Genomic DNA, 26,996 nt, shown 5'->3' with positions numbered 1-26,996 from the left:
GCGATACATGACCTGTTGAACCAGATCACTGACCCCAAGCTGCGGGAACGCATCACGCGCGAATGGGAGGCCGCGACACGGCACAAGAAGTTCGGACTGGTCTTCGAACAACACCTGCCTGAGGTGGTTCCCATCTACAGCGCCAAGCCTCGGAAGGGTGACCTGGTCGCGAAGCGCTCCGGATCATTGAACGAGACCTGGCGCGTTCGACGGATTGAAGGCGGTACCGCGCATCTGATGAAGCCGCGGCAGGCGGGTGACAAGGAAAGCGCAGGGGAAAGGATGACCCTGCCAGTCGCTGAGTTGGTGGTGGTCAAGCAATTCGGAGACCCGATCTTTCCGACCCTCACGCCCATGGACGCCGTGCAGAACGGCCCAGCCGATGCGCCGTGGCACACGCTGATTGAGGCCGACAATTACCACGCACTGCAGCTTCTGGAATACCTTTACGCGGGCAAGGTAGACTGCATTTACATCGATCCGCCATACAACTCTGGCGCGCGCGACTGGAAGTACAATAACGATTTCGTGGATCGGGCGGACAGCTGGAGACATAGCAAGTGGCTGTCAATGATGCAAAAGCGACTTCAACTTGCTAAGCGATTACTAAAGCCCTTGACCGGCGTATTGATTGTCACAATCGATGAAAACGAGCTTTTCAACCTAGGCGTTTTGCTTTCAGAGTGCTTCCCTGAGTATCTCCGGCAAATGGTAACGATTGTGATCAATCCGAAGGGAACTGGAAAAGCCAACTTTGCTCGCGTCGAAGAACAGGCAATCTATTGCTTCCCTAACGTCGAAGGCGGCGTTGCACAAGGCATCTCCCTAGATCACGCTGCCGATGAGGAAGGCAATGAATCTGAGGAGGATGTTGACGAAGAAGTAACAATCGACGCCTCAGACCGGTCACACTTGAATCCTGTTTTTGCACATCTTTGGGAAAAGAGGCATGCAAGACGACGGGGTAGCGAATCGAGCTATCGGCATCAAAGATGGAACCAATTCTATCCAATATATATTGACGAGTCGGCAGGAAAGGTAGTTCGGACTGGGCCAAGTATTCCACTCGGCCAAGAGCCTGACTTTTCCCTTGATCCGGACGGATTGAAGCCAATTTGGCCGATCGACCATGATGGAAATCATCGCTGCTGGCGCTTTGTATCCCCCAAAATGCAGGAATTGATAGACTCAGAGCGTGTCGTTCTAGGAAAGTTCAACAAGAAGAAAAAGACGTGGACGATCAATATATGGGAAAGAAAGCCGAACAAGACAAAGGTCAAGACTGTATGGTGGGATACGCTACACGACGCCGGAACCCACGGAACGACTCTGCTGCACAAAGTGCTGAATAAGCGCGGCATCTTTGCATTTCCAAAGTCAGTCTACGCTGTCAGAGATTCTTTGCTACCAATCATTGGCGATCGAAAGGATGCCTTAATTGTCGACTTCTTCGCTGGAAGCGGTACCACATTGAATGCGGTCACATTGATCAATGATATTGATCAAGGCAATCGACGCTGCTTGCTGGTCACCAACAATGAAGTCTCGGCCAAGGAGGCAGCAGCGCTTTCAAACGACGGATTTGACCCGGGGCATGTGAAATGGGAGCGCCACGGCGTTTGCCGATCTGTCACTTGGCCACGAACGAAATTCACGGTCCTTGGCAAACGCGACGATGGGTCCGAATTAAGCGGCGAGTTTCTCACCGGTCGTTTAGTTGAGAAAGAGAAGCGCAGGACGTACCGCCACGCGGCTTTTGTGTCTCCAAGTGACTTGATCGTTGAAGCTGGCTTACAGGGAGCAGCCGCGAAGAAAGCTCACAGAGCTGCGCACAAGAAGAAGCTAGCACTTGTCGCAATGATCGAGGCACTACCTCAGAGCAGTGTCACTCTTGGCTGCCGATTCATTGTATCCGAAGATCACACGGCGTCCGTCCTGTTCGAACCTGATGCTGCTGCTGAGTGGCTGGAGGCTTTGGAGGACAAAGACCACATTTCTGATTTCTATATAGTTGCCGGGGATGAGAAGCAGTTCAAAGCTCTCAAGGCCCAAGTGGATGACCTGCTTGGCCCGTTGATCGTCCAGGATGAGGAAAAGCGCCCGATGTCGGCAGGGTTTCCTGCGAACGTCGCGTACTTCAAGCTCGACTTCCTCGACAAAGACCGGGTGGAGCTTGGTGCGGCCTTCAGGGAAATCCTGCCTCTACTGTGGATGAAGTCGGGGGCCATCGGCCCGTCGCCTACCTTGCCTGAAGGCCCCTTGCCGGATGTCTTCGTTCCGGAAAGCAGCCCGTTCGCAGTCTTGCTGAATGAGACACGCGTGACGGCTTTTCGCGAAGCCCTGCTGGCCAGGGAAGCACTGCGGCATGTCTACGTCGTGACGGATGCAGAGGAGGCCTTCCGAGCGATTTCAGGGGAACTGCGCATCGCCTTGATCGCCCGTAACCCGGACGTCGAGTTCGTTCAGCTCTACCGGGACTACCTCGTGAACTTTACAATCAATACGCGGGCGGAAGATGCCGCTGCTGGCATCGGGGGCGTCGCATGAAGATTGAACTGTTCGATTTCCAGAAGGATGCCCTGCACAACCTTCGAAAGCGGCTGATGCTGGCCCGTCCCGCGGCGTCGCCTGAAGCCCCGCAGGCCATCACACTGTCCGCGCCCACAGGAAGCGGCAAGACGATCATCATGACGGCCTTGTTCGAGGCGATCCTCGACCAGCCCGACGAACAGCTGGACTGGCCGCTGGATTGGGTACCCCAGCCGGATGCGGTCATCCTCTGGGTGTCGGACATGCCCGAGCTGAATGAGCAGACGAAGCTCAAGATCGAACGTCAGTCCGACAAGGTCTACCGGGTCGGGCAGCTGGAGGTGATCACAGCCAGCTTCGACGAAGAGCGCCTGGCCGGTGGCAAGATCTATTTCATCAACACCCAAAAGCTGGCCAGCGACCGGCTGCTCACGACCGTCGGCGATGGGCGCAGCTATTCTATCTGGACAACGCTGACGAACACCGCGCGCGCGATCCCGGACAGGTTCTATGTGGTGATCGATGAAGCCCATCGTGGGATGACCACTGGCAAGGGCAGCGCAACGGCACAAACGATCGTTCAGCAGTTCATCAAAGGCAACAAGGAAACCGGCCTGGTGAAGATGCCGCTGATCATTGGCGTCTCTGCAACCCCCAAGCGTTTCAACGAGCTGCTGGCTGACACCGACCACACCCAGCACAAGGTACCAGTGCCAGTCGAGGATGTGAAAAAGTCCGGACTGATCAAGGAGCGTGTCCTAATCCACCACCCCGCCAACCCGACGAATGCCGAAATGGGCATCCTTGAAGAGGCGGCACGGCGATGGCAGGTCATGACCGACCAATGGGCATCCTACTGCAAGGACGAGGGCGAAAGGCCTGTGCGACCCATTCTCGTCATCCAGATTGAAGATGGCGCACCCACCCGAACCAACCTGGCGGACGCGATCAAGGCGGTTGAAGATGGCATTGGCCGTCCCCTTCGGGACTCCGAGCTCGCGCATGCATTGATGGATAAAGGGGGCCTGAAGGTCGGCGACCGCGCAATCCGCTACATCGATCCTTCTCGCATCGACGACGACGCAGACGTCTCGGTGGTATTCTTCAAGCTGGCGCTTTCTACCGGATGGGATTGCCCACGGGCAGAAGTCATGATGTCTTTCCGTAGCGCGCAGGACCACACCTACATCGCTCAGCTTCTCGGGCGCATGGTTCGGACGCCTTTGGCGCGCAGGATCGAAAGCACGGCCGAGCTGAACGACGTCCACCTTTATCTGCCTCATTTCAATGCAGCGGCCGTCGAGCAGGTCATCACAGCACTTCAAACCAGCGACGATATCGTTCCGGCCGAGACAGGAGAGGGGACGAAGCTTGTCACCCTGCACCGTCGACCCGGCACCGAGAGTGTTTTCGAGGCTATCGAGGCAGTAGAGCTCGTCACCTATCGCGTGAACGCGGTTCGGGCACAGAGCGACATCCGGCGTTACCAGGCGATAGCAAGCCGACTAACGATGGATGGAATCGACCCAAATGCCTGGGATGGTGCCAAAGCTGACGCCGTGTCATGGATCGGCGAGCAGGTTGCCGTGTTGAAAGCATCTGGCGACTTCGAGAAGGCGCGCAAGTCCCTTACAAAGGTTGGTTTGCGCACAGTCATGGTCACGGGCGTGACCGGAATGGCGGAAGGCCAAGAGGACTACACCGTTGAGGTCTCAGATCTCGATGTCGACCGACAGTTTGAAGACGCAGGTCGCACCTTAGGACAAGGGTATGGCCTCCACCAGCTTTACCGAAAGGCAAACGCGGAACGTGACGGTCAGGAGGTGAAACTGGAAGCAATCATCGTGGCTGCATCTGCGGCAGCGCGCTCTGCTTTGGAGAACAAGTCGAAGGCTCAGTTTGAAGCGCTCTATGACGCACACCGACATGCGATTTCCAAACTTACAGAACAGGTGCGCGCCGGGTACGACAAGCTGAAATCAGCGTCTTCCACCCCCTCAAGCACACCTTGGCGGCTGCAGGACACCATCGATTTTCGCCGCGACACCACGGAACCCACATGGAGCCATCACCTCTATGTCGAATATGATGGATCGTTCCGCACAACCCTGAACCCTTGGGAAGCTGACGTCCTGAAGCTTGAAATGGGCCGAGATGACTTCGTTGGATGGCTACGAAATCTCGACAGGAAGCCCTGGTCTCTTGAGATCCCCTACCAGGTGAGCGGAGCTTGGAAACCGATGTTCCCCGACATGCTGATCGTGAGGAGCAAAGGCACGGATTTCGTCTTCGACATTCTGGAACCGCATGACGACAGTCGCGCTGATAACCTGTACAAGGCGCAGGGACTTGCTGAGTTTGCGGAAAAGCATGGCGACCGCTTTACTCGAATTCAGCTTATCCGAAAGAAAGGCGATGCTTTCGTTAGGTTGGAGCTGAACAAAACAGCGGTAAGGTCCCGCGTTCGACAGGCAGCATCTAACCCAACATTGAACGCCATTTTTGACGAGCTTGGTGACGTTTAGGAAAGCTTGATACCAATGCTGTCATAGTGACGCAATAGTCGCGACCCATCGAAACACTTGGAATGCCATCATCGCCCATAGACAGACACACAAGACCGAAAACAAGGCCAGAGGCACGACAAGATGAAATTGACTTTAGGCTTAATTAGTAGATATCGCACGCTGGCAGACCTGCCTGTAGCGAATACAACTGCTCAGGCGCTCCCCAAGGATCGCCGAGCTCGGTTTGAAATCTGTGTTGTTGATGATCAATCGTTTGATGCAGGCCGCACATTAAAGAACTTTGGCTATCGATTTGCTGAAATCGGTGACATCAAGAAGATCGATGAAGTTTCGGCCTACCCCATTGTACTCTGTGATCTGATGGGAGTTGGTCTGAATTTTGACGATCGGAAGCAGGGCGCAACGCTTATTCGTGAGATACGCCACAATTACCCATCAATAATGGTTGCCGCCTACTCAGGGGCATCTGCAAGCTCTGAGCAGGCAAAAGCTGCCATAGCTTTGGCTGACAGGTTCATCAAGAAAGATGCTGACAATGACGAGTGGACCCAAGCGCTCGACAGCTTGATCAGAGATGCATCCGATCAACGGAAGATATGGCTACGCATTCGCAGATCTCTCGTCGACGATGGCATAGATACCAAGGCCCTGTTGATACTGGAGGATGCATATGTGAGATCTGTTATCTCCGGAAAATCTAACTTTGATGATTTAACGGAGGTCGCCGCCAAGCGAGGGCTGAGTAAGTTTGCGGTCGACGTTATTAACGGCCTCGTCTCTAGCGCAATCTTTAGGGCATTTACAGGAAGCTAATGTTCGCACTCGACTGCGTTGTTTCAAAGCCGGACGATTCCTTTCGGTATTACCCTGGCGCCATCTTCAATCTACCAGCCGACCTGGCAGGAGCATCCAAAATATCGTCCTATGCCGCCCTTCGCACAGCTGGCTGGCACAAGATTGATTTTGGTTACATGGCACTCGTACGTATAGGCAACGACGGGACACGTTTCTGCTTTCCAGGCGCGATCCCTAGCCTTGCAGTATTCAAGAACCGACTTGCAGTACCAGCCCAAATGACAGTGAAGCGGATAGAAGAGTACGTTGCTTCCCTAGAAAGTCTGGAAGCAGCTTTTGCAGCAAGCTACCATAATGACCTTAATCTAGTTGTTCACGACATGCGCAGGCTATCTGGCGTAATTTATCATGCAGCGGAGGAAGCGAAACTTTCAATACAGGCGCTACCTAGAGACAATGGCGCTATTCGTCTGATCGACAATATTGTTGCAGCCCAGAGCATGCTTCGGATCCGGGTGGACATGATAGACTTCTCTGGGGATCCTTTACAAGAGCGTGCGAAAACGAATGTTCAGGTCTTCCGAAAGGTTGACAAGGTTGTTAGATCATTTCGCCCAATGGCAGAGCGGTCAGGCGTTCAAATATCCTTGAATGGCAGCTCATATTCAACATCTCGCGGCCCTGATATACTTGAGATTGTACCATACATTCTGATCGACAATGCAATTAAATACTCTCCTCACAACGGAAGCATTGACGTAAGTGTTTCAGAAGAGGACGGAAATATCTCGTTCTCTGTCAGTTCGATTGGACCTGAAATTAAGGAGTACGAGAAGCAGCGGATTTTTGAACGTGGTTATCGTGGTGAGGCAACACGTGATCGAGGTGACTCTGGCTCAGGGTTGGGACTGTTTTTGTGCAGTCAGATCGTAACCAGCTTTAATGGCTCTATAGATGTTACTGTTGGTGAACGGGAGATAATGACTGGGAAAGGAAGCTGTCGTGAGATTGTTTTCTCAGTTCGCCTCCCGAAGGCGTGATTTAGATTGGGTGAATTCACCCACCCACTAACCCCTCCTCTGGTTCCTCCCAGGCGCTGAACGTATGCGGGGGGGCGCAGCGCGGCGGTTTGCTAGCGAGAGGCATTTTCACCGGGGAAGCCAGGCGGAAGCAACCTTGCGACCCGGAGCCGGAAATCTTGAGTCAGATCAGCGGCTTGCGGAATCACGATCTGGCCATGGTGGATTCCCGGCGGGAAGCCAGGGAAGCCACCTTCGGGGAAGCCAGGTGGCCGGAAGCCACCCCGGAAAGTCAGTTCCTGAGAAGCCGTTGAATCCACTTCACTTTTCAGGTTGACAGACCTGCCCCTATTGACCTACCCCTTGATCATCGAAGAATTGCGCCCGGAGGATACCTCTCGCGGGCGCTTTTCATTTTCCGTCCCCCACATCCCGAGCCCCATCCCATGGACCTCGTCTTCGCGCCGAGCCAGGTTGAATCCTGGCCGATTGCCCGGCTGCGCCCCTATGCCCGCAATGCCAAGATGCATGGCGACGACCAGGTGTCGAAGATCGCCGCCAGTATGGCCAAGTTCGGCTGGACCGTGCCCTGCATGGTTGCCGACGACGGCGAGCTGATTGCGGGCCATGGCCGGGTGCTGGCGGCCACCATGCTCGGGCTGACCGAGGTGCCGGTGATCCGGCTCAGCCATCTCGACGAGGCCGAACGCCGGGCCTACCGGATCGCGGACAACAAGCTGACGGAACTGGGCGAATGGGACGAGGCCCTGCTGCGCGACGAGATCGCGGGGCTCTTGGCCGAGGTTTTCGACCTGACCCTGCTCGGCATCAGCGACGATGAGCTTGACGCGCTGTTGCGGGATCCGGAGGCGCTGGGCGGGGATGGTCCGGTCGAGGGTGCGGACGACGTTCCGGAGCTGCCGGTCTCACCGGTGTCGGTGCCGGGCGACCTGTGGCAGCTGGGCGCACACCGGCTGATCTGCGGCGACAGCACCGCGGCCGATGTCGTGGGGCATCTGCTCGGTGATGTGCGCCCCCTACTGATGGTCACCGACCCGCCCTACGGCGTCGAATACGATCCCTCCTGGCGCAACCAGGCCGGGGCCGCGAAGACGAAACGCACCGGCAAGGTGCTGAACGACGACCGCGCCGACTGGCGCGAAGCGTGGGCGCTGTTCCCCGGTGACGTCGCCTATGTCTGGCACCCCCTCTGTCAGGGAAGTTGTCGCCCGCTCTGATACCGCAAGTGTATTCTGAGGCGGGCGGGACAGGACAACGAGTTGGCGTATTCACCAGAACGAAAGGCGGCGGTTCTCGGAAAGATGCTTCCGCCGAACAAGATACCGTTGGGCCAGCTGGCCAAGGAGGAGGGGATCAGCGTGGCCACGCTTGCCAAGTGGCGGGCGGAGGCGCGAGCGAAGGGGCAGTTCCTGCCCGACGCCAACGCCGGGCCTGAGGGCTGGACCTCCGAGGACAAGCTGGCGGCGGTGATCGAGACAGCCTCGCTGAACGAGGCCGAGCTGGGCGAATACTGCCGGCGCCGTGGCATCTACCTCGAGCAACTCGTCGTGTGGCGCGAAGCGTGCGCGCGCGCCAACGACTGGGAACGGGCGGCGACCAGCCGGATCGCGCGCGAGACGCGGGACGACAAGAAACGCATCCAGCAGCTGGAGCGCGAACTCGCGCGCAAGGAGAAGGCGCTGGCCGAGGCGGCGGCGCTGATGATCCTCAGAAAAAAGGCCGAGGCGATCTGGGGCCCAGAGGGAGGCGCGGAGGAATGACGTCTGCCTCGGATCGCCGGCACATCGTCGCCCTCATCGGCGAAGCGACGACGGCAGGAGCTCGTTTGGGGGCCGCCTGCGCCACACTCGGGATGAGCCGCCGCACCTTGCAGCGCTGGAAGGATCCCGAGGGCGGGATCCGCGAGGATCGCCGTCCGTCCGCGCACCGCCCGGCGCCAGCCAACAAACTCTCGGAAGAGGAGCGCGACCGGATCGTGGCGACCTGTGCCAGTCCCGAGTTCGCAAGTCTTCCACCAAGCCAGATCGTGCCCCGGCTGGCCGACCGAGACATCTACATCGGATCGGAATCCAGCATCTACAGGGTGTTGCGCGAGCGCGGCCAAAACCACCGCCGGGGCCGCGCCCGACCGGCGGCACGCCAGAAACCGCCGACCGGCTTCGAGGCGAAGGCGCCCTGCCAGGTCTGGAGCTGGGACATAACGTGGCTGCCCGGACCGATCGCCGGTGCCTTCTTCTATCTCTATCTCATCGTCGACATCTTCAGCCGGAAGATCGTTGGCTGGGAAGTCCACGAGCGCGAGGCCTCGGACTTCGCGGCCGAGGTGCTCAAGCGCGCCGTCTGGTCGGAGCGGTGCCTGACCAGCCCGCTCGTACTCCATGCGGACAACGGCAGTCCGATGAAGGGCGCCACCATGAAGGTGACGATGGAGCGGCTGGGCGTCATCGCGTCCTTCAGCCGGCCGCGGGTATCGAACGACAATCCGTTCTCCGAGGCGCTGTTCCGGACCTGCAAGTACACGCCCCGCTGGCCGACCCGGGGCTTCGCGACGATCGACGAGGCACGGGCCTGGGTCCAGAGCTTCGTGCGCTGGTACAACACCGAGCACCGTCACAGCGCGATCCGCTTCGTCACCCCCGACCAGCGCCACCGCGGCGAGGACAAGGCGCTGCTGGCCGAGCGCCACCGGGTCTATGAATTCGCCCGCGCTGCGCACCCGGAGCGCTGGTCAGGCAAGACCCGCAACTGGCAACCCATCGGCTCGGTCTGGCTGAACCCGGAACGGCCAGATGCCGGGCGCGGAGGCCATGGGTCCGCCGACGCGCTCCCCCATCAAGCTGGCGGCGGCGGACCCATGGCCGGGCCGGTCGAACGAGCAGCCTGAAAACAAGAGCAGGCGACAACTCCTTTGACAAACACCGGGCATGGCGCGCTGCATGCCGCGACCGTGGCCGACAGCCTGGTGGCCGCGGGTTTCGTCATCCGGTCGCAGATCATCTGGGCCAAGGACAGGCTGGTGCTCAGCCGCGGCGATTACCACTGGCAGCATGAACCCTGCTGGTATGCGGTGCGCGCGACGGGCAAGGGCCATTGGGCCGGAGACCGCAAGCAGACCACGCTGTGGCAGATCGCCAACCGGGATCAGGACGCCGACACCGTGCATGGCACGCAGAAGCCGGTTGAATGCATGCGCCGCCCGATCCTGAACAATTCCAGCCCCGGCCAGGCAGTCTATGAGCCCTTCATGGGATCCGGCACCACGCTGATCGCGGCGGAAACCACCGGCCGGGTCTGCTTCGGGGTCGAGTTGAACCCGGCCTATGTCGATGTCGCCATCGAACGCTGGCAATCTTTCACCGGCCAGGAAGCGGTGCTGGTGGAAACTGGCGAGAGCTTCGCCGCCCTCAAGGCAAAGCGGCTCGCGGCATGAACGCGCCCCTCCTGCCCGGCCGGATCGAGCACTGGCCGCTGGCCCGTCTCCGCCCCTACGCCCGAAATGCCAAGACCCATGACGCCGACCAGGTGGCAAAGATCGCCGCGAGCATGGCCGAGTTCGGCTGGACCGTCCCCTGCCTCGTCGCCGCAGATGGCGAGTTGATCGCGGGCCATGGTCGCGTCTTGGCCGCGTTACAACTCCGGCTGGCGGAGGCGCCGGTCATCGTGCTGGGCCATCTGACCGAGGCGCAGCGGCGGGCCTATCGCATCGCCGACAACAAGCTGACCGAACTGGGCGGGTGGGACGAGGCACTCCTGCTCGAGGAACTGCGGGGCCTGATGGCCGAGGACTTCGACCTCGGGCTGATGGGCATCCCTGAGGACGAGCTGGACGCGCTGCTGCAGGATGCCGACGGCCGAGCGCCCATCGACGATGACGCGGCCGACACCATCCCGGAGGCCCCGGCTGACCCGATCACCCGCCCCGGCGATATCTGGGCGCTGGGCGACCACCGGCTGATCTGCGGCGATGCGACCGACCCGGCCGTGGTGGCGCGGCTGATGGATGGGGCGCAGGCAGCGCTGATGTTCACCTCCCCGCCCTACGCCCAGCAGCGCGACTATGGCGCGGCGAAGGAGAAGGTCGGTGATTGGGATGCGCTGATGCAGGGTGTCTTCGCCACAGCGCCGGTCAATACCGATTCCCAGCTGCTGGTGAACCTCGGCCTCGTCCATCGCGATGGCGAGTGGGTTCCGTATTGGGAGGGCTGGCTCGATTGGATGCGTGCGCAGGGCTGGCGGCGGTTTGGCTGGTATGTGTGGGACCAAGGGCCGGGCCTGCCCGGCGACTGGAACGGCCGCCTCGCGCCCTCGCACGAGTTCATCTTCCACTTCAACCGCCAGCCCCGCAAACCGAACAAGACGGTCGAGAGCAAGCACGCGGGCGAAACCCTCGGCGGCGGCGGCCTGCGCGGGGCCGACGGCACGGTCCACCGCAAGACCGGCTTCGGCAACGCGATCCAGAGCCACCGGATCCCGGACTCCGTGTTCCGGATCATGCGGCACAAGGGCGGACTTGGCGCAGCCGGATCGCACCCGGCCGTGTTCCCCGTGGCGCTGGTAGAGGCGGTGCTGGAGGCCTTCACCGATCCTGGCGATCTGTTGTTCGAACCCTTCTGCGGCTCCGGAACCCAGCTGATCGCCGCCGAACGCACCGGACGACGCTGCTGCGCGGTGGAACTGGACCCGGTCTACTGCGACGTCGCGGTGCGGCGGTGGGAGATGGCGACGGGAAGGAAGGCTGGATTGACGGTGGAGTAGCGCCATTTTGTCGGGCCGTTGGAGGCTTGGATCAACCTCAAACCAAGTCTATTCTCCATGCCATCAGCTTCCGGATGAGATGGTGGATCCTTGGGAATCGAACATTGGGATGAAACCAGACGGCGCTGGATCCTTTATCGCAGTGAGGCCGAACATAGTGCGGATTGCAGGGCCTATCCCTATGACGCCGTACCCGGGCGGATTTTTCTCGACACGAATGTTGTGAACCTGCTCGTGAATTACCCAGACCAGATTTTCGAGCAACAGCCGCTACCGAGTATCGAGGACGCGTTACTTGCCGAGGATCTCGAAGCGCTAATGCACATCTTCTACGTTGGCAGGCGGGCAAACTGGGCGATCATGGCATCCCGAAAGACGCTTGATGAGGTTGACAATACGCCCGATCCCGAACACCGCCAGCGGCTGCGAGACTTCGCTGTAGAGTTGATTTCGCCTGAAGACGAAGCGATCGCTTACGCTTCCGTGGTCGGGCGGCGCATGATCGATGCGCCTTTCACCCGCCGACTGCCCGACAAGGCGGATCGGGAACTGATCGGAAATGCAGTCGGCCTCGAATGTGACGTCTTCTGCACAAGAGATCGGCGGACAATTATCAAGAAGCGCGACCAGTTGAGGCTATTGCCGATCAGGGTTCTCACTCCTTTGGAGTGGTGGCGGCATGTTCGTCCTTGGGCTGGCCTATGCACATAGGCGGGCCCTACTGAAACCCATTTGGCTCCGCCCTGAGAATTCGCCTATTTGACGAGGCGATATACGGTTCCCCTGCCCTCGACCTTCTCCGCGGCGATGGGCAGACCCAGCTTTTTCTTCAGCGCCCCCGAGATACAGCCGCGGACGGTATGTGCCAGCCATCCGGTGGCGTCGACCATTTCGGCGACCGTCGCTCCCTCGGGGCGCTGAAGCATGGCGATGATCTGCGCCTGCTTGGTGCCAGCGCGGATGGTGACGAATTTCGCGGTGCCGGTGTCGTCGGGCATCTGCACCGGTTCCGGTTTCGGCTTCGCCTTCCGCGCGCTGGCGACAGCACTGGCCGCCAACGGCTCGATCCCGATGGCCTCCAGCCCGGCTTCGGTCGCGATCAGCGTGGTGCCGTGGCCGTCGCCGGTCTCGCGCCACATCGGCTCGCCGCGGCGAAGGTTCGCCTCGACCTCCTCGAGCCAGCCGCGGGCGATCATCTTGCCGACGACCATCTTGGCGGCGGCGCCGACCAGCCCCTCGGGCAGCGGCAGGGCAAGGTTGCCGGGCCGGGTCGCTGCGCGGGACAGGATCAGGGACTGGGTGTCGGACGGGGTGGTCATCGGGGCCTCCGTGGCTGTGGGCGCGCGGTGTGCGTGCCTTCTACGGACGTTCGCCCGGCTTACGCGGCCCCACTGGGGCCACGGTCCGGGCTCACCCCCGTCCTCGGACGGGGCGGCCGTCGCGCCGCGTGGGCGCGTCAGGCGGCGTGTTCGCCTTCCTTGAAGGCGCTGTCGGTGATCTGGCGCAGCAGGCTCGCGTAGTTCTTCAGCGTCCCGACATGCCCCCAATGGATCTCGTCGGGGTGGGTCTCGAAGTGGTCGTCGCTGAGGGCCTTCAGGCGTTCCAGCATGATGTCGATCTCGGCCTTGGCGGCGATGAAGGCGTCGAGGGCTTTGGAATTGTCGCTGGCGCGGCGGGTGGTCATGGCGGGGCGTCCTTCGCTGAGTTGGATCGTTTCCTCGAGATCAGACTCGCTCTATCGCGCTGTCTAATCAACTGAATACCAAGCGATATCATTGGGTTGATCGGGTTATCTGCGCCATGAAAGGCATGAGCGAACGCGAGTACGCGGCCCATTCCGGTCTGTCGCGCGGCGGGGTCCAGAAGGCTCGGAAGAACGGGCGGCTGGTGGTCCATGACGACGGGTCGATCAATGCCGCGGCCTCGGATGTGCGGCGGGCGGAAATGACGGACCCCGACCAGCAACGCCGGTCGCTTGGTGGCGATGGGCTGGCCAGCGGCCCCGGGGACACGACATCCTACATCAAGGCGCGCACGGCGCTGACGGTTTACGCCGCGCAAGAACGCCAGCTGGCCGTGCAGAAGAAGAAGGGCACGATGGTCGACCGCGCGCGGGCGGAAACCCTCGTCTTTCGCCTGGCGCGGCAGGAACGGGATGTCTGGGTGACCTGGCCCGGACGGGTGGCCGCGCTGATGGCGGCGCAGATCATGGCGGAGGTGGAACGGCAATCCGGGGCATCGGTGACGATCGAGACCGCGATCATGCAGAGGGTGCTGGAAGCCCATGTCCGCGAACAGCTCGACGCCCTCGCCGACCTCCGGGTCTCGCTTGCATGATGAGGACGATGACAACGATCTGACCGAAGGCCTCGACCTCGGCTTCGACGGCGCTGAAGACCTGCTTCGGGTCTGGCGACAGGGGATGCGCCCCGACCCGAACCTGACGGTATCGGAATGGGCGGATCAGCATCGCTGGCTGTCGTCGCGGGGCGCGGCCGAGCCGGGGCGGTATCGCACCGCCCGCGCGCCCTATCTGCGCGAGATCATGGATGTGCTGTCGCCCGGCCATCCGGCGCAGCGCATCACCTTCATGAAGGCGGCGCAGGTCGGGGCAACGGAAGCGGGCAACAACTGGATCGGCTTCGTCATCCATCACGCGCCAGGCCCGATGCTGGCGGTGCTGCCATCCTTGGAACTGGCGAAGCGGACGTCTCGCGGTCGTCTTGACCCCCTGATCGCGGACAGCCCGGCACTCCGTGAACGGGTAAACCCGGCGCGGTCTCGCGATGCGGGCAACTCGATGCTGTCGAAGGAATTCCCCGGCGGCATCCTGGTGCTGACCGGGGCGAACAGCGCGACCGGCCTGCGGTCGATGCCCGCGCGCTACGTCTTTCTCGACGAGGTGGACGCCTACCCGGCCTCGGCCGACGAGGAGGGCGATCCGGTCACGCTGGCCGAGGCGCGGACGACGACCTTCTCGCACCGGCGCAAGGTGTTCATGGTCTCGACGCCCACGATCCGGGGGCTGTCACGCATCGAGCGGGAGTTCGAGGCATCGGACCAGCGGCGCTATTTTGTCCCCTGCCCGCATTGCGGCGCGATGCAGTGGCTGCAATTCGACCGCCTGCGTTGGGCGAAGGGCCGACCGGAAACCGCCGCCTATCACTGCGAGGGCTGCGAGCGTCCCATCGCCGAGCACCACAAGACCGAGATGTTGGCCCGCGGCGAATGGCGGGCGACGGCGGTTTCCAAGGATCCGAAGGCCATCGGCTTCCACCTCTCGGCGCTCTATTCGCCGCTCGGGTGGAAAAGCTGGTCCGACGTCGCGCGGGAATGGCTGGCGGCCCAAGGGTCGGACGAGACGCTGCGCGCCGCGCGCAACACGCTTCTTGGCGAGACATGGGTCGAGAGCGGCGACGCTCCGGAATGGCAGCGGCTGGCGGATCGGCGCGAAGCCTGGAAGCCGGGCACCGTGCCCATGGCGGGGCTGTTCCTGACCGCCGGGGCCGACGTCCAAAGGGACCGGATCGAGGTCGACATCTGGGCCTGGGGCCGGAGAATGGAAAGCTGGCTCGTCGATCACATCGTCATCCCGGGCGGGCCTGACGATCCCGCGGCATGGGACAAGCTGACCACGCTGTTGGGGAAGAGCTGGCAGCATTCCAACGGTGCCTTCATGACCGTGGCGCGGCTCGGGATCGACACCGGCTACGAGGCCGCGGCCGTCTATGCCTGGTCGCGCAAGGTCGGCTTCGAACAGGTGGCACCGCTGAAGGGCCTCGAGGGCTTCAACCGGGCCGCGCCGGTTTCGGGGCCGACATATGTCGATGCGACCATCGGCGGGAAGCGCTTGCGCCGCGGTGCGCGGCTCTGGTCTGTGGCCACGGCGACGTTCAAGGCGGAGACCTATCGGTTCCTGCGGATCGAACGGCCCTCGGATGAGAATCGCGCCACTGGTGTGCTCGACGCCCCCGGCACAATCCACCTGCCCGGCTGGGCCGACACCGAATGGCTGAAGCAGCTGGTGGCCGAACAGCTGGTCACGATCCGCAACAAGCGCGGCTATGCCCATCAGGAATGGCAGAAGATGCGCGAGCGGAACGAGGCGCTGGACTGCCGGGTCTACGCCCGTGCTGCGGTGTGGATCCTCGGCGCCGACCGATGGGACGAGGCGACCTGGCGGCGACTCGAGGCGCAGGCGGGCGTCGATACGCGCATGCCCTCGGCCACCGCGACCGACATCGCTACACAAGACCCGGCCCAGCCCAAGGCCGGAACCCTGACCACGCCACGCCGGAAACGGCGGACCTACACCCCGAACTTCATGAGGGACTGATGGATCTCGACCGCATGCAGGCCCTGCTGACCGCGCTGCAGGAAGCCCGCTTCGCCGGGCTGCGCAGCGTCAGCTACGACGGCAAGACGGTGACCTATGGCTCGGATGCCGAACTGGCGGCGGCCGTTCGCGATCTCGAGGCACGGGTTGCAGCGGCTTCGGCCACGCCACGCCGCCGCCGCTGGGGCACGGTCGCCACGAAGGGTCTGTGACCATGGTGCTGGATGCCTTCCGCGCGCGGCTCGGGTCCATCATCGGCGGGTTCGACGCGGCGCAGTCCCATCGGCGCATGCGTGGGTTCCGGGCCACCCGCGCGCATGTGAACACGCTGATCGCGGCCTCGGGCGAGACCATCACCGCCCGGGCGCGCTGGCTGGTCAGGAACAACGGCTACGCGGCCAACGCGGTCGACGCCTTCGCGAACCATGTCGTCGGCGACGGCATCAAGCCCTCGTCGAAGATCGCGGATGCAACGAAGAAGGAGGAATTGCAGAAGCTCTGGCTCGCCTGGACCGACGAGGCGGATTCCGAGGGTCTGACCGATTTCTTTGGCCTTCAGCGCCGCGCCGCACGCGAAGTGTTCCTTGCTGGCGAGGTCTTCCTGCGCATCCGCGCCCGGCGTCCCGAAGTTGGTCTGACGGTGCCGATGCAGCTTCAGATGCTGCCCTCGGAAATGCTGCCCCAGGACATGATCCGCGTTCTGCCCGGTGCCGGGTCGATCCGGCAGGGGATCGAGTTCGACGGCATCGGTCGGCGTGTGGCGTACCACTTCCTGCGCCGCCACCCGGGCGACATGACCGATCCGGGGCTGGCCGGGGAAACGGTGCGCGTGCCCGCGTCCGAGGTGATCCACATTCTGGACCCGGTCGAGGCGGGCCAGCTGCGCGGGGTGTCGCGCTTCGCCGCGGCAGTGGTGAAGCTCTTCACCCTCGATCTCTACGACGATGCGGAATTGGAGCGGAAGAAGACCGCGGCGATGTTCGCGATGTTCATCACCTCGCCCGCCCCGGAAACCGCCCTCGACCCGGTCGAGGACGATCTGGAGGTCGAACCCGGACAGGTGGTGCGGCTGGATCCGGGCGAAGATGTCACCACGCCATCCACCCCGGACTCGGGCAGCACCTATGAGCCCTTCCAGTACCGCACGCTCCTGCAGGTCGGCGCGGCGCTGGGCGTGCCCTACGGCTACCTCACAGGTGACACCGCGAAGGGGAACTTCTCGAACACGCGCATCGCGCTGGTCGACTTCCGCCGCCGCATCTCGGCCTTCCAGCATTCGGTGATGGTCTATCAGCTCTGCCGCGCCGTCTGGACGCGCTGGATGGAGATGGCCGTGCTGGCGGGCGCCATCGACCTGCCGGGCTATGCCACTGACCGGCGCGCATACCTTGCCTGCGACTGGCTCCCCACCAAGTGGGACTGGATCGACCCTGCCAAGGATGCCGCGGCCGAGATCCTGCAGATCGAGGCAGGCCTGAAATCCCGCACGCAGGCCATCGCCGAACGCGGCTACGACGCCGAGCAGGTCGACCGGGAAATCGCGGCCGAACGCAAGCGCGAGGCGGAACTCGGCCTCGACTTCCGGCGGCCGGGATCCCCCGCGCAGGCGGCGGGAACTACCGGCGGCGAGGAACAGGGCAGCGAAACAGGCCCTGACGAGCAGGACCAGCGCGAGAGCGACGACAGCGAGGACCGGGAGCCCCGGACCAGGGAGGAGGGATGATGCATCACACCCAAATCGCCCAGCGCGTCTTCAACACGCCCCTGATGGTCGATCCTGCCAAGGCACTGGCCTTCCTGACCGGGCTTGGCCCTCGGATCGTGGGGCGGGTGGTGAGCATCGAGGGTATGGCTGTGGATCCCGCGGATCAGGCCGCTGCCACCATGCCAACCCGGGCGTCGCTCTTTGGCGACGACCTGACCAGCCGCCAGGCCCGGAACGGCGGCCAGCCCTTCGCCGTCGTCGACGGGATCGCGGTCATCGAAATCGCAGGGACGCTGGTGCATCGCGGGGCCTGGATCGGGCAATCCTCCGGTCTGACCTCCTACGAGGGGATCGCGGCCCAGCTGCAGGCGGCGGTGGTTGACCCTGCCATCCGCGGCATTGCGCTCGACATCGACAGCTTTGGCGGCGAGGTGGCAGGCGCCTTTGACCTGGCCGACCGCATCCGGGCGGCGCGGCAGGTCAAACCCGTGCAGGCCTTCGTCGCTGACCATGCCCTGTCCGCCGCCTATGCGCTGGCCTCACAAGCAGACCGCATCATCCTGCCTCGCACTGGTGCCGTCGGCAGCATCGGCGTCGTGGCCATGCACAGCGACATGAGCGGCGCGCTCGACCAGAAGGGCATCGCCGTCACGCTGATCCACGCTGGCGCTCGCAAGGTCGATGCGAACCCTTACCAGCCCCTGCCCGAGGCCGTCCGAGCCAGGATCGCGGGCGAGTTGGAAGACCTCCGCCAACTCTTTGCCGAGACCGTCGCCGAGGGCCGCGGCCAGCGCCTCGACACCCAACGCGCGCTGGGCACCGAAGCCGCCGTCTTCCGCGGCGAGGCGGCGGTTTTTGCCGGTCTTGCCGACGAGGTGGCCGATCCCGTCACCGCCTTCCGCGCGTTCACCGCCGCACATCGCGGCACAATCACCCCCAGAGGAAAGGGCTCGATGATGACCACCGCCCCCGAAGACCATGCGCAGCCTGCGGTCGCGCCTGCTGCCAGCACGCCGCAGGAACCAACCCCGCCCGCGGCAGTCGCGCCGGTGCAAACCACGGCGGCCGCGATGTCACCCGAAGCGATCCGCGCCGAGGCGGCGGAGGTCGCGCAGGTCTGCGCACAGGCCGCACGCCTCGGCATCCAGATCGACGCCGCCGAAGCCGTGGCCAAGGGCGTGAAGCCCGAGGCCCTGCGCGCCAAGGTCCTGGCCGATCTCGCTGCCCGCAGCGATGCCGCGGGCATCATCGCCACGGCCCCGGCGGCTGGCGCGAAGGAAAGCCCCATCGTCGCGGCCGCCAAGAAATCCGCCGCCGCCTCGCGCTGATACCGGCGCGGACCACCCCGCGCTGCGTCATCGCGCGGCGCACCCCATCCCCCAACATCGTGGAGACTGAACCATGCCCGTCCTGACGGAACCGCCCAGCATGGGCGACGTCCTCAAATACGAGGTCAACCCGAACTACACCCGCGAGGTGGTGACGCTCCTCGCGGGCCTGCCCTACCCCGTCGGCTCGGTGCTCGGGAAAATCACGGCCAGCGGCAAGTATACCCTGTCGCCCGCGACCGGGGCCGACGGGTCGCAGGTCGCCACGGCTGTCCTGCTTTACGCCGTCGACGCCACGCTGGCCGATGCCACGGGCATTGTGCTGGTCCGCGGTCCCTCGATCGTGTCGCGCGCAGCCCTCGCCTACGGCGCAACGGTCGATGACGGCACCAAGATCGCCGCGAAGCTCACCCAGCTGGCCGCCGTCGGCATCGTCGCCCGCGACGGCGTCTGACGCTGCCTACCCGGCCGCGCCCATCCCCTCATCCCCCGGAGCATCCCATGACCCTCGTCCGCAATCCCTTCGACGCTGGCGGCTATTCGCTGGCCGAGATGACGCAGGCCATCAACATCCTGCCCAACCTCTACACCCGCCTCGCCCAGATCGGCCTCTTCCGCTTTGAAGGCGTCAGCCAGCGCTCGGTCATCATCGAACAATACGAAGGCGTCCTCAGCCTCCTGCCCTCCGTTCCCCTCGGCGGCCCCGCCACCGTCGGCACCCGCGAGGGCCGCTCCATGCGGTCGTTTGCCCTGCCGTGGATCCCACATGATGACGTGGTCCTCCCCGCCGACATCCAGGGCCAACCCGCGCTGGGCGGCGCCTTCGACGCGGCCGATCCGCTGGTCGAGGTGATGAACCGCAAGCTGCTCCTCATGCGCCGCAAGCACGCGCAGACCCGCGAATACATGGAGATGAATGCCCTGCGCGGGATCGTGAAGGACGGTGCGGGCACCACCCTCTACAACTACTTCACCGAATTCGGCCTCGCGCAGATCTCCGTCGACTTCGTGCTGGGCACGGCTGGAACGAACGTGCAGGGCAAGGTCCGCGAGGTGCTGCGAGCCATCGAAGACAATCTGCTGGGCGAGGCGATGACCAGCGTCCATGCGCTGGTCAGCCGGGAGTTCTTCGACAAGCTGATCGCGCATCCGAAGACCGAAGAGGCCTACAAGTTCTACGCCGCGACCGGGGCCCAGCCCCTGCGCGAGGATGTGCGGCGCAACTTCCCCTTCGGCGGGATCCTCTTCGAGGAATATTCCGGCACCGTCACCCTCTCGACCAAGGTCCCCGAACGGCTGGTCCCGGCGAACGAGGGCATCGCCTTCCCCTTGGGCACGATGGACACCTTCACCACCTATGGCGGCCCGGCGAACCTGCTCGAGACCGCCAACACCATCGGCCTGCCGCTCTATGCGCGTCAGCATCTCGACGAGAAGGGCCGCTGGATCGACGTCATGACCGAGGCCTCGATCCTGCCGGTCAACAAGCGGCCGCGGCTGGCGATCCGGCTGCACACGTCGAACTGACGGGTCCACGAATGTCCGTCTTTGCCGCCGCCATGGACCGCATCTTCACCCATGCCTCCATGGCGGCCCCGGCCCTCTGGATCTCGGCCACCACCTCCGAGGAACGCCCGATCCGCATCATCCGCCGCGCCCCGGATCGCGTGACCGACTTCGGCGCTGGCCGGTTCGTCAGCGACACGACGGTGGTGGATGTGCGTGTGGCAGACCTGCCCGCCCCGCTTCCGGGAGACGTGATCGTCATCGGCGCGGACAGCCATGTCATCCAGGGAGAACCACTACGGGATCGCGAACGGCTGATCTGGACACTCGAACTGAGGCCAGCATGAGACTGAAGCTGGAAATCAGCCCCGACCTTGCAGCCCTGATGCAGGCGGAAATCGCTGCCGGTGAAAAGGCTGTCACCGCCGCCATGCGCGTGGCAGGCGCGGGCCTCAAATCCGCCTGGCGCGGCCAAATCACCGGCGCGGGGCTGGGCACTAGGCTCGGCAATTCGATCCGGCTTGCCACCTATCCCAAGGGCGGCGAGAGCCTGAACGCAGCGGCGCTGGTCTGGTCGAATGCCCCGGTGATTGTCGGCGCGCATGATGCGGGGCCGCTGATCCGGTCGCGCCAAGGCTTCTGGCTGGCGATCCCCACCCCGGCCGCGGGAAAATCCACCCGCGGCGGCCGGATCACCCCCGGCGAGTGGGAACGCCGCACGGGGCTGCGACTGCGCTTCATCTATCGCCGCCGGGGCCCGAGCCTGTTGGTCGCCGAGGGGCGGCTGAATTCGAAAGGCCGGGCTGTGGCGTCGCGCGCGAAGACCGGCCGTGGGCTGACCACCGTGCCGATCTTCCTGCTGGTGCCGCAGGTCAAGCTGCGCAAGCGGCTCGATCTGGCGCGGGATGCCGAACGGGCCATGGACGGCGTGCCGGGGCGAATTGCTGCAAACTGGGTGGATCGGGGCTCGAGCGGGATGTAGTTTCGAGAAAGCTCTAGCAAAGAATGGTGACGCATGCAGCCCGTACCTTCGTCGATCATAAAGACATACGAAGCCAGAGGCCCACTTCAGCAGTTTCGGTTTCAAGAAGCCACCGCATTTGACTGCTTTCGCTGCAGCAGCTCCAAGAAATCAAAGCTAATCACCATTTATCTAGGAGATTGGGACAAACGTTTGTGTAACGGCTGTTATGGAAGGCTATTGTCGATCTACGACATAAAGTCTGGCACAGGGGCGGACGAAGATCGAATTGACCAACTCGCCGAGACCCTGCGCGCATTGGTCGATGAGAGTGCGATAAAGAGGCAGGAAGAGCTTCTTCTCGCAAAAGACACTCGATTGGCGAAGCTCACACCAGAGGCCATTCGTTTTCTCGCCACAAGCGAGAAACTCTCTGAAAGACTAGGAGATGATCCAGATCTTGAGTGGTCTCCTGCAGTAATTGGTCTTTGCAAGGCTGTTGAAGTCGAGATCGTAAGGCGAATTATCATTCCCCTTGCAAAGCAGGCTGCTGGAGCGTCGCTTGGGGAGGACGTTAATGACAAAGACATTGGCAGGGTGGCGAAGTTCTGTTCAAGGCCAGACGGGAAACCTCCAGAGATTGGAGTTTTTTCGCACTTCTTGCAGACCACAATTCACAGTCAATCACGACGCGAAAACAGTCCGCTAATACGCGCTTTTCTCAGTCTTCTTGCTGATTGGCCGGGTTCCAATTGGCTTCTTGAGCCAAGTGGTCTACACAAGTCTTTAGTGACCTTGACGTCAAAATTCAGGAATCGAGCGGCCCACATAGATGAACTTGATAAGTCTGACTATGAGGCTTGTCGTGATCTTGTCGCTGGCGAAAATGGAATGGTTTGGCGGTTGATTCTCGCCTCCCAATCTGTCGGGAAAAAGGGCAAATAGGCCCAAATCTGCGTCAGCTAATTTATTTTTTGGCTCACTACACACAAATGCCCACCACCCGCGAAACCGTCCTCGCCGCGCTGCATGCGCGGCTGCAGCCGCTTGCCGCCCTCACCCTGCGTGACGAGGTGCTGCCGGAGCGGATCCCCGCGGCCGGGCTGATCATCCTGCGCGACGGCCAACCGGGCGAGCCGGAAGTGACACTGTCGCCCCTGCGGTATCACTACCAGCACCGGGCCGAGCTGGAGGTCGTGGTCCAGGCGGGCAGCGGCCGCGCCAGCGCCTTCGACGATCTGATCGCCGCCATCGGCGCGGCGCTGGAAGGTGATCGGACGCTGGGCGGCCTTTGCGACTGGGTCGAAGCCGAGGCCCCGGCCTCGGTCGACCTGCCCGTCGAGGGCGCCGCGGCGCTGAAGGCGGCGGTGATCACCATCGTCCTTCACTACACCACGACCGGCCCTCTGGCCTGAATTTCCCCACATCCACAGGAGACCTCCATGGCACGCGCACACGGCGCGCGGGCGCAGATGGCGCTTGCGTTCGAAACCGTCTACGGCACCCCGCCCGCCAGCGGCTATCGGCTGATGCCGTTTGCCCGCACCACGCTGGGCGCGGAACAGCCCCTGCTGAACTCGGAGCTTCTCGGTTATGGCCGCGATCCCCTGGCCCCCATCAAGGACGCGGTCACCGCCGATGGCGAGGTCGTGGTGCCGATCGATGTGGAGGCCTTCGGCTTCTGGCTGAAGGCGGCCTTCGGTGCCCCGACCACGACGGGGACCACGCCCAAGACCCATACCTTCCAATCGGGGAACTGGACCCTGCCCTCGATGGCCATCGAAGTGGCCATGCCCGAGGTGCCGCGGTTTGCGATGTATGCGGGCTGCGTGATGGACCAGTTGTCGTGGCAGATGAACCGCTCCGGCCTGCTGACCGCCACCGCCCGGCTGATCGCCCAAGGCGAGGCCATCGCTGCCACCACGGCTGCAGGCACCCCGACCGCGCTCGGCCTGCAGCGCTTCGGCCATTTCAACGGGGTGGTAAAGCGCAACGGCACCGCCTTGGGCAACGTCGTCTCGGCCGAGATCACCTATGCCAACGGCCTCGACCGGATCGAGACCATCCGCAACGACGGCAAGATCGAGGGGGCGGATCCCGGCATGGCGGCCCTGACCGGCCGCATCGAGGTGCGTTTCGCCGATAGCGCCCTCGTCACCCAGGCCATCGATGGCACGCCCTGCGAGCTCGAGTTCGCCTACAGCCTTGGGGCGAATGCAAGTTTCACCTTCACCGCCCATGCCGTCTACCTGCCCGTCCCGCGGATCGAGATCCCCGGGCCGCAGGGCATCCAGGCCACCTTCGACTGGCAGGCGGCCCGCGCCACCAGCCCCGCCCGCATGTGCACCGCCGTCCTCGTCAACACCGTCACAGGATACTGATCATGATCCGCCTGAACTTGTCGAACCGCCCCGAATGGCTGGACCTCTTGCCCGGCTTGCGCGTCCTGGTGGCCCCTCTGACCACCGCGCTGATGGTCTCCGCCCGCGCCGACCCCATGATCGACGGCCTCTCGGAAACCTCCAGCCAGGAGGACATGGCGCTGGCCATGGCCAAGTCCGTCGCCCGCCGCGCAGTGCTGGAATGGGAAGGCGTCGGCGATGATGACGGCAACCTCCTGCCGGTCAGCCCGGCCGGGATCGACGCCCTCCTCGAAATCTGGCCGGTCTTCGAGGCCTTCCAGGCGCAGTACGTCGCCCGTGGCCTGATGCTGGATCAGGAAAAAAACGCCTCCGCGCCCTCGCCGACTGGTCCTTCGGCGGGGGCGGCGGCTACTGCGCGGCCTGCGCGGACCCCTGCCCGGACTGCCCCGCAAGACTGAACCGGCCGCAGACGGTCGAGGGCTGGCAGGTCTGGGACCTGACCCAGCGTCTTGGCGGCCAGCTGCGCATCGCACCGGGGGCCGTCATCGGATGGGACATGGGCGCCGCGCTTTCACTGGCAGAGGCGCTGGGCGTCAACGCCCTGATCGCCGCGGAACTGCTGCCTGAGGTCGAGGCGGTGATGGTGCGCAAACTCAACGAGCAGATGGAAGGACGCCGGAATGGCTGAGAAGAAGGTCTCCGTCCGCCTCGTGGCGGAGGGCGGACGGCGCGTGCGCGCCGAGCTGGAAGGCGTCGGCGAAGCCGGGGCCCGCGGCTTTGGCCGCCTTTCGCGCGAGATGGAACTGGCCAACACCCGGCTGGCCGCTTTCGCACGCCGGGCGGGGCTTGCCCTCGGGGCCGCTGCTGCCGCTGCCACGGCCTCGCTCGGCCTGATCGTCCGCTCCACCACCGAGAGTGCCGCGCAGATCCGGCAGTTCGCACAGGTCGCCAATGCGACGCCCGAGGCGTTGCAGCGCTGGTCGGCTGGCGCGAGGACGGTGGGCATCGAGCAGGAGAAGCTGGCCGACATCCTGAAGGACGTGAACGACCGGGTGGGGGATTTCCTGCAGACCGGCGGCGGGCCGATGGCGGATTTCTTCGAGAACGTCGCCCCGCGCGTGGGCGTCACCGCCGACCAGTTCGCCCGCCTTTCCGGCCCTGAGGCACTGCAACTTTACGTCGACACGTTGGAACGCGCCGGTCTCAGCCAGCAGGAAATGACCTTCTATCTCGAGGCCATGGCCTCGGACGCGACCCGCCTGCTGCCGCTTCTGCGGAACGGCGGAGCCGAGATGGCGCGGCTTGGCGACCAGGCTTACGAACTCGGTGCTGTGCTGGACAGCGACGCCCTCGAAGCCCTACGCCGCACGCAACTCGCACTCGGCACTGTGTCGCTGGTCTTTGATGGTCTGCGCAACCGCATCGCCGTCGCCGTAGCCCCGACCATCGAAGCGCTGGCCAATGCCTTCGTCGCCCTCGCGTCAGACGGTGGCATCCTGCGGTCGGCCATCGACGGGCTGATCGGCAACCTCGGCCGACTTGCCTCCTATGCCGCGACCTTCGCCGCTGTCATGGCCGGGCGCTGGGTCGCAGGGCTCGCCGCTGCAGCCCTCTCCGCGCGCGGCCTCGCGACAACCCTGGTCTTCTTCCGCGGTGCCCTGATCCGCACCGGCATTGGCGCCTTGATCGTCGGCGCGGGCGAGCTGGTCTATCAGTTCTCGCAGCTGGTGGCCCGGGTCGGCGGTGTGGGCGAAGCCTTCCGGCTGCTCGGGGATCTGGCGCGCGAGGTCTGGTCCCGCATCGGCCTGTCGCTGGACGCCGCACTCGCCCGCATGGCGGCCGGATGGGAGGGCCTGAAGGCGGCTGGTCTCTCTGCGCTCGAAGGCACCATCGCGGGCGTCGTCAGCTTCGGCGACCGGACAGCCGCGATCTTCCAGGGGGCGTATGATGCGGCCGTGGCGATCTGGGGCAGTCTGCCGGGCGCCATCGGCGACTTCGCCTTCCAGGCGGCAAACGGGCTGATCTCGGGTGTCGAGGCGATGCTGAACGGCGTTGTCACCCGCATCAACAGCTTCATCGAGACCCTGAACGCGGCCCTCGCGCTGTTGCCCGAATGGGCCACCGGCGAAGGCGGCGTGAGGATCGGCGTTCTCGACCCAGTAGAGCTGGGGCGCATCGGCAATCCCTTCGAGGGTGCCGCGACGGCTGCGGGCGCTGCGGCGGCGGACGCCTTTTCCGCCGCGCTGGCTCGCAGCTATCTCGAACCGCCTGACCTCGGCCTCGGGGCCATGGCTGCCGATGCCCGCACCCGGGCCGACGGCTATCGCGAAGCGGCCGGGATGCTGGCCGATGCCGCCGGTCGGCCGCTCGCCAGCTGGCAGGCGCTGAAGGATGCGGTGACCGGCACGGGGACCGAAGCAGAAACCGCGCTGGCGGATGCGGCCGCTTCTGCCGATGCCCTGACTTCCGGGCTGAACGACACCGCCACCGCCGCCGAAGGAGCAGGCGGCGCGGCACGCGATGCGGGCGCTGCGGCGGTCGACGGCGCGGACACGGCCCTTACCGGCTGGCAAGCCGTCACTGCCGCGCTCGCCGACTACGCCGCGAAGGCGCGCGACATCGGCGGGGATATCGGCAGCGCGCTCGTGGGCGCGTTCACCTCGGCCGAGAACGCCATCGGCGACTTCGTGAAGACCGGCAAGCTCGATTTCCGCGATCTGGTCACGTCGATGATCGCCGATCTGGCCAAGCTCGCGGCTCGTCGCTTCATCCTCGGCCCCATCGCCAATGCCCTTTCCGGCGCGCTGGGCGGCGCGAGTGGGATTTTCGCGAACATCCTGCATGCGGGCGGGACGGTCGGTGCCTCTGGTCCCGGCCGGATGGTCCCGGCGCTGGCCTTTGCGGGTGCCCCGCGCATGCACAACGGCGGCTGGGCCGGGCTGCGGCCCGACGAGGTCCCCGCAATCCTGCAGCGCGGCGAGCGGGTTCTCTCGCGCCAGGAGGCGGCAGGGTACGGCCGGGCGGGTGCGCCCACCATCAACGTCACGATCAACGCCCGCGACGCCCAGAGCTTCCGCCAGTCCCGAACGCAGGTCGCCAGCGACATCGCCCGCGCCGTGTCGCTGGGTCGGCGCGGCATGTGAGGATCAG

The 26,996-nt window shown here is 63.8% G+C and carries 23 protein-coding genes and 3 pseudogenes; 24 read left to right on the top strand and 2 right to left on the bottom strand.

Annotated features, from left to right (window positions below):
* Positions 1 to 15: 15 nt before the first annotated feature.
* The 9 genes and pseudogenes from CRO07_RS13530 to CRO07_RS13490 all read left to right on the top strand — a co-directional run bounded on the left by CRO07_RS13530 (position 16) and on the right by CRO07_RS13490 (position 12,358).
* Positions 16 to 2,547: a site-specific DNA-methyltransferase gene (locus CRO07_RS13530; RefSeq protein WP_204840017.1), complete on the top strand. Its 2,532-nt coding sequence runs from the start codon at positions 16 to 18 to the stop codon at positions 2,545 to 2,547.
* Complete coding sequence (locus CRO07_RS13525; protein ID WP_097031216.1) at positions 2,544 to 5,054, top strand: DEAD/DEAH box helicase; 2,511 nt, start codon at positions 2,544 to 2,546, stop codon at positions 5,052 to 5,054. The genes CRO07_RS13530 and CRO07_RS13525 overlap by 4 nt, the downstream gene beginning before the upstream one ends.
* 123 nt (positions 5,055 to 5,177) lie before the next feature.
* Positions 5,178 to 5,870 (top strand): hypothetical protein, encoded by a 693-nt coding sequence (locus CRO07_RS18445; RefSeq protein WP_141400070.1) that lies wholly within the window; start codon positions 5,178 to 5,180, stop codon positions 5,868 to 5,870.
* Positions 5,870 to 6,892: a sensor histidine kinase gene (locus CRO07_RS13515; protein ID WP_097031214.1), complete on the top strand. Its 1,023-nt coding sequence runs from the start codon at positions 5,870 to 5,872 to the stop codon at positions 6,890 to 6,892. Before CRO07_RS18445 ends, CRO07_RS13515 begins: the two co-directional genes overlap by 1 nt.
* A gap of 425 nt (positions 6,893 to 7,317) precedes the next feature.
* Positions 7,318 to 8,076, top strand: a pseudogene (locus CRO07_RS13510) (ParB/Srx family N-terminal domain-containing protein); the annotation flags it as partial.
* A 117-nt stretch (positions 8,077 to 8,193) separates the two neighbouring features.
* Positions 8,194 to 9,677: pseudogene (locus CRO07_RS13505) on the top strand (IS3 family transposase); the annotation flags it as partial.
* 138 nt (positions 9,678 to 9,815) lie between these two features.
* Positions 9,816 to 10,322: pseudogene (locus CRO07_RS13500) on the top strand (DNA-methyltransferase); the annotation flags it as partial.
* Positions 10,319 to 11,647: a site-specific DNA-methyltransferase gene (locus CRO07_RS13495; RefSeq protein ID WP_097031213.1), complete on the top strand. Its 1,329-nt coding sequence runs from the start codon at positions 10,319 to 10,321 to the stop codon at positions 11,645 to 11,647. The pseudogene CRO07_RS13500 and the gene CRO07_RS13495, both read left to right, overlap by 4 nt.
* 90 nt (positions 11,648 to 11,737) lie before the next feature.
* Positions 11,738 to 12,358: a hypothetical protein gene (locus tag CRO07_RS13490; RefSeq protein WP_141400069.1), complete on the top strand. Its 621-nt coding sequence runs from the start codon at positions 11,738 to 11,740 to the stop codon at positions 12,356 to 12,358.
* A 44-nt stretch (positions 12,359 to 12,402) separates the two neighbouring features.
* On the opposite strand, the gene CRO07_RS13485 is transcribed toward CRO07_RS13490, so the two are convergent.
* A complete protein-coding gene (locus CRO07_RS13485; RefSeq protein ID WP_097031211.1) occupies positions 12,403 to 12,966 on the bottom strand; it encodes a DUF3489 domain-containing protein in 564 nt (187 codons plus the stop codon).
* A gap of 137 nt (positions 12,967 to 13,103) precedes the next feature.
* Positions 13,104 to 13,331: a hypothetical protein gene (locus CRO07_RS13480; RefSeq protein ID WP_097031210.1), complete on the bottom strand. Its 228-nt coding sequence runs from the start codon at positions 13,329 to 13,331 to the stop codon at positions 13,104 to 13,106.
* A gap of 116 nt (positions 13,332 to 13,447) precedes the next feature.
* Here CRO07_RS13480 and CRO07_RS13475 point away from each other — a divergent pair, with 116 nt between their 5' ends.
* The 15 genes from CRO07_RS13475 (at position 13,448) to CRO07_RS13415 (ending at position 26,989) form a co-directional block, all read left to right on the top strand.
* The gene (locus CRO07_RS13475) at positions 13,448 to 13,984 is read left to right on the top strand and encodes a hypothetical protein (protein ID WP_097031209.1); all 537 of its coding nucleotides are present in this window, start codon (positions 13,448 to 13,450) and stop codon (positions 13,982 to 13,984) included.
* Positions 13,932 to 15,983 (top strand): phage terminase large subunit family protein, encoded by a 2,052-nt coding sequence (locus CRO07_RS13470; protein WP_097031208.1) that lies wholly within the window; start codon positions 13,932 to 13,934, stop codon positions 15,981 to 15,983. Before CRO07_RS13475 ends, CRO07_RS13470 begins: the two co-directional genes overlap by 53 nt.
* Complete coding sequence (locus tag CRO07_RS13465; protein ID WP_097031207.1) at positions 15,983 to 16,195, top strand: phage head-tail joining protein; 213 nt, start codon at positions 15,983 to 15,985, stop codon at positions 16,193 to 16,195. The genes CRO07_RS13470 and CRO07_RS13465 overlap by 1 nt, the downstream gene beginning before the upstream one ends.
* 2 nt (positions 16,196 to 16,197) lie before the next feature.
* Entirely contained in the window at positions 16,198 to 17,706 is a 1,509-nt protein-coding gene (locus CRO07_RS13460) for a phage portal protein (RefSeq protein WP_097031206.1), read from the top strand.
* Positions 17,706 to 19,016: a S49 family peptidase gene (locus CRO07_RS13455; RefSeq protein ID WP_097031205.1), complete on the top strand. Its 1,311-nt coding sequence runs from the start codon at positions 17,706 to 17,708 to the stop codon at positions 19,014 to 19,016. The genes CRO07_RS13460 and CRO07_RS13455 overlap by 1 nt, the downstream gene beginning before the upstream one ends.
* A gap of 73 nt (positions 19,017 to 19,089) precedes the next feature.
* The gene (locus tag CRO07_RS13450; protein ID WP_036731554.1) at positions 19,090 to 19,470 is read left to right on the top strand and encodes a head decoration protein; all 381 of its coding nucleotides are present in this window, start codon (positions 19,090 to 19,092) and stop codon (positions 19,468 to 19,470) included.
* A gap of 47 nt (positions 19,471 to 19,517) precedes the next feature.
* Positions 19,518 to 20,543 carry a major capsid protein gene (locus tag CRO07_RS13445; RefSeq protein ID WP_097031204.1) on the top strand — a complete coding sequence of 342 codons (1,026 nt, stop codon included), beginning with the start codon at positions 19,518 to 19,520 and terminating at the stop codon, positions 20,541 to 20,543.
* Positions 20,544 to 20,554: 11 nt separating this feature from the next.
* On the top strand, positions 20,555 to 20,869 hold the full coding sequence (locus CRO07_RS13440; protein ID WP_097031203.1) for a head-tail joining protein: 315 nt from the start codon (positions 20,555 to 20,557) through the stop codon (positions 20,867 to 20,869).
* Complete coding sequence (locus CRO07_RS13435; RefSeq protein ID WP_097031202.1) at positions 20,866 to 21,504, top strand: DUF6441 family protein; 639 nt, start codon at positions 20,866 to 20,868, stop codon at positions 21,502 to 21,504. Before CRO07_RS13440 ends, CRO07_RS13435 begins: the two co-directional genes overlap by 4 nt.
* Positions 21,505 to 21,723: 219 nt before the next feature.
* Complete coding sequence (locus CRO07_RS18440; protein WP_204840016.1) at positions 21,724 to 22,428, top strand: hypothetical protein; 705 nt, start codon at positions 21,724 to 21,726, stop codon at positions 22,426 to 22,428.
* A gap of 47 nt (positions 22,429 to 22,475) precedes the next feature.
* Positions 22,476 to 22,898 (top strand): acyl-CoA transferase, encoded by a 423-nt coding sequence (locus CRO07_RS13430; protein ID WP_097031201.1) that lies wholly within the window; start codon positions 22,476 to 22,478, stop codon positions 22,896 to 22,898.
* Positions 22,899 to 22,925: 27 nt separating this feature from the next.
* A complete protein-coding gene (locus tag CRO07_RS13425) occupies positions 22,926 to 23,864 on the top strand; it encodes a phage tail tube protein (protein WP_097031200.1) in 939 nt (312 codons plus the stop codon).
* A gap of 2 nt (positions 23,865 to 23,866) precedes the next feature.
* On the top strand, positions 23,867 to 24,304 hold the full coding sequence (locus CRO07_RS13420) for a hypothetical protein (protein WP_097031199.1): 438 nt from the start codon (positions 23,867 to 23,869) through the stop codon (positions 24,302 to 24,304).
* Positions 24,301 to 24,534 (top strand): DUF7697 family protein, encoded by a 234-nt coding sequence (locus CRO07_RS19575; RefSeq protein WP_456236509.1) that lies wholly within the window; start codon positions 24,301 to 24,303, stop codon positions 24,532 to 24,534. Before CRO07_RS13420 ends, CRO07_RS19575 begins: the two co-directional genes overlap by 4 nt.
* A complete protein-coding gene (locus CRO07_RS13415) occupies positions 24,527 to 26,989 on the top strand; it encodes a phage tail tape measure C-terminal domain-containing protein (protein ID WP_097031198.1) in 2,463 nt (820 codons plus the stop codon). The genes CRO07_RS19575 and CRO07_RS13415 overlap by 8 nt, the downstream gene beginning before the upstream one ends.
* Positions 26,990 to 26,996: the final 7 nt, after the last annotated feature.

It is taken from the genome of Cereibacter ovatus, from assembly GCF_900207575.1.
Lineage (GTDB): Bacteria > Pseudomonadota > Alphaproteobacteria > Rhodobacterales > Rhodobacteraceae > Cereibacter_A > Cereibacter_A ovatus.
The sequence above is the reverse complement of the archived record's forward strand: the minus strand, read 5'-3'. Positions and strand labels throughout refer to the sequence as shown.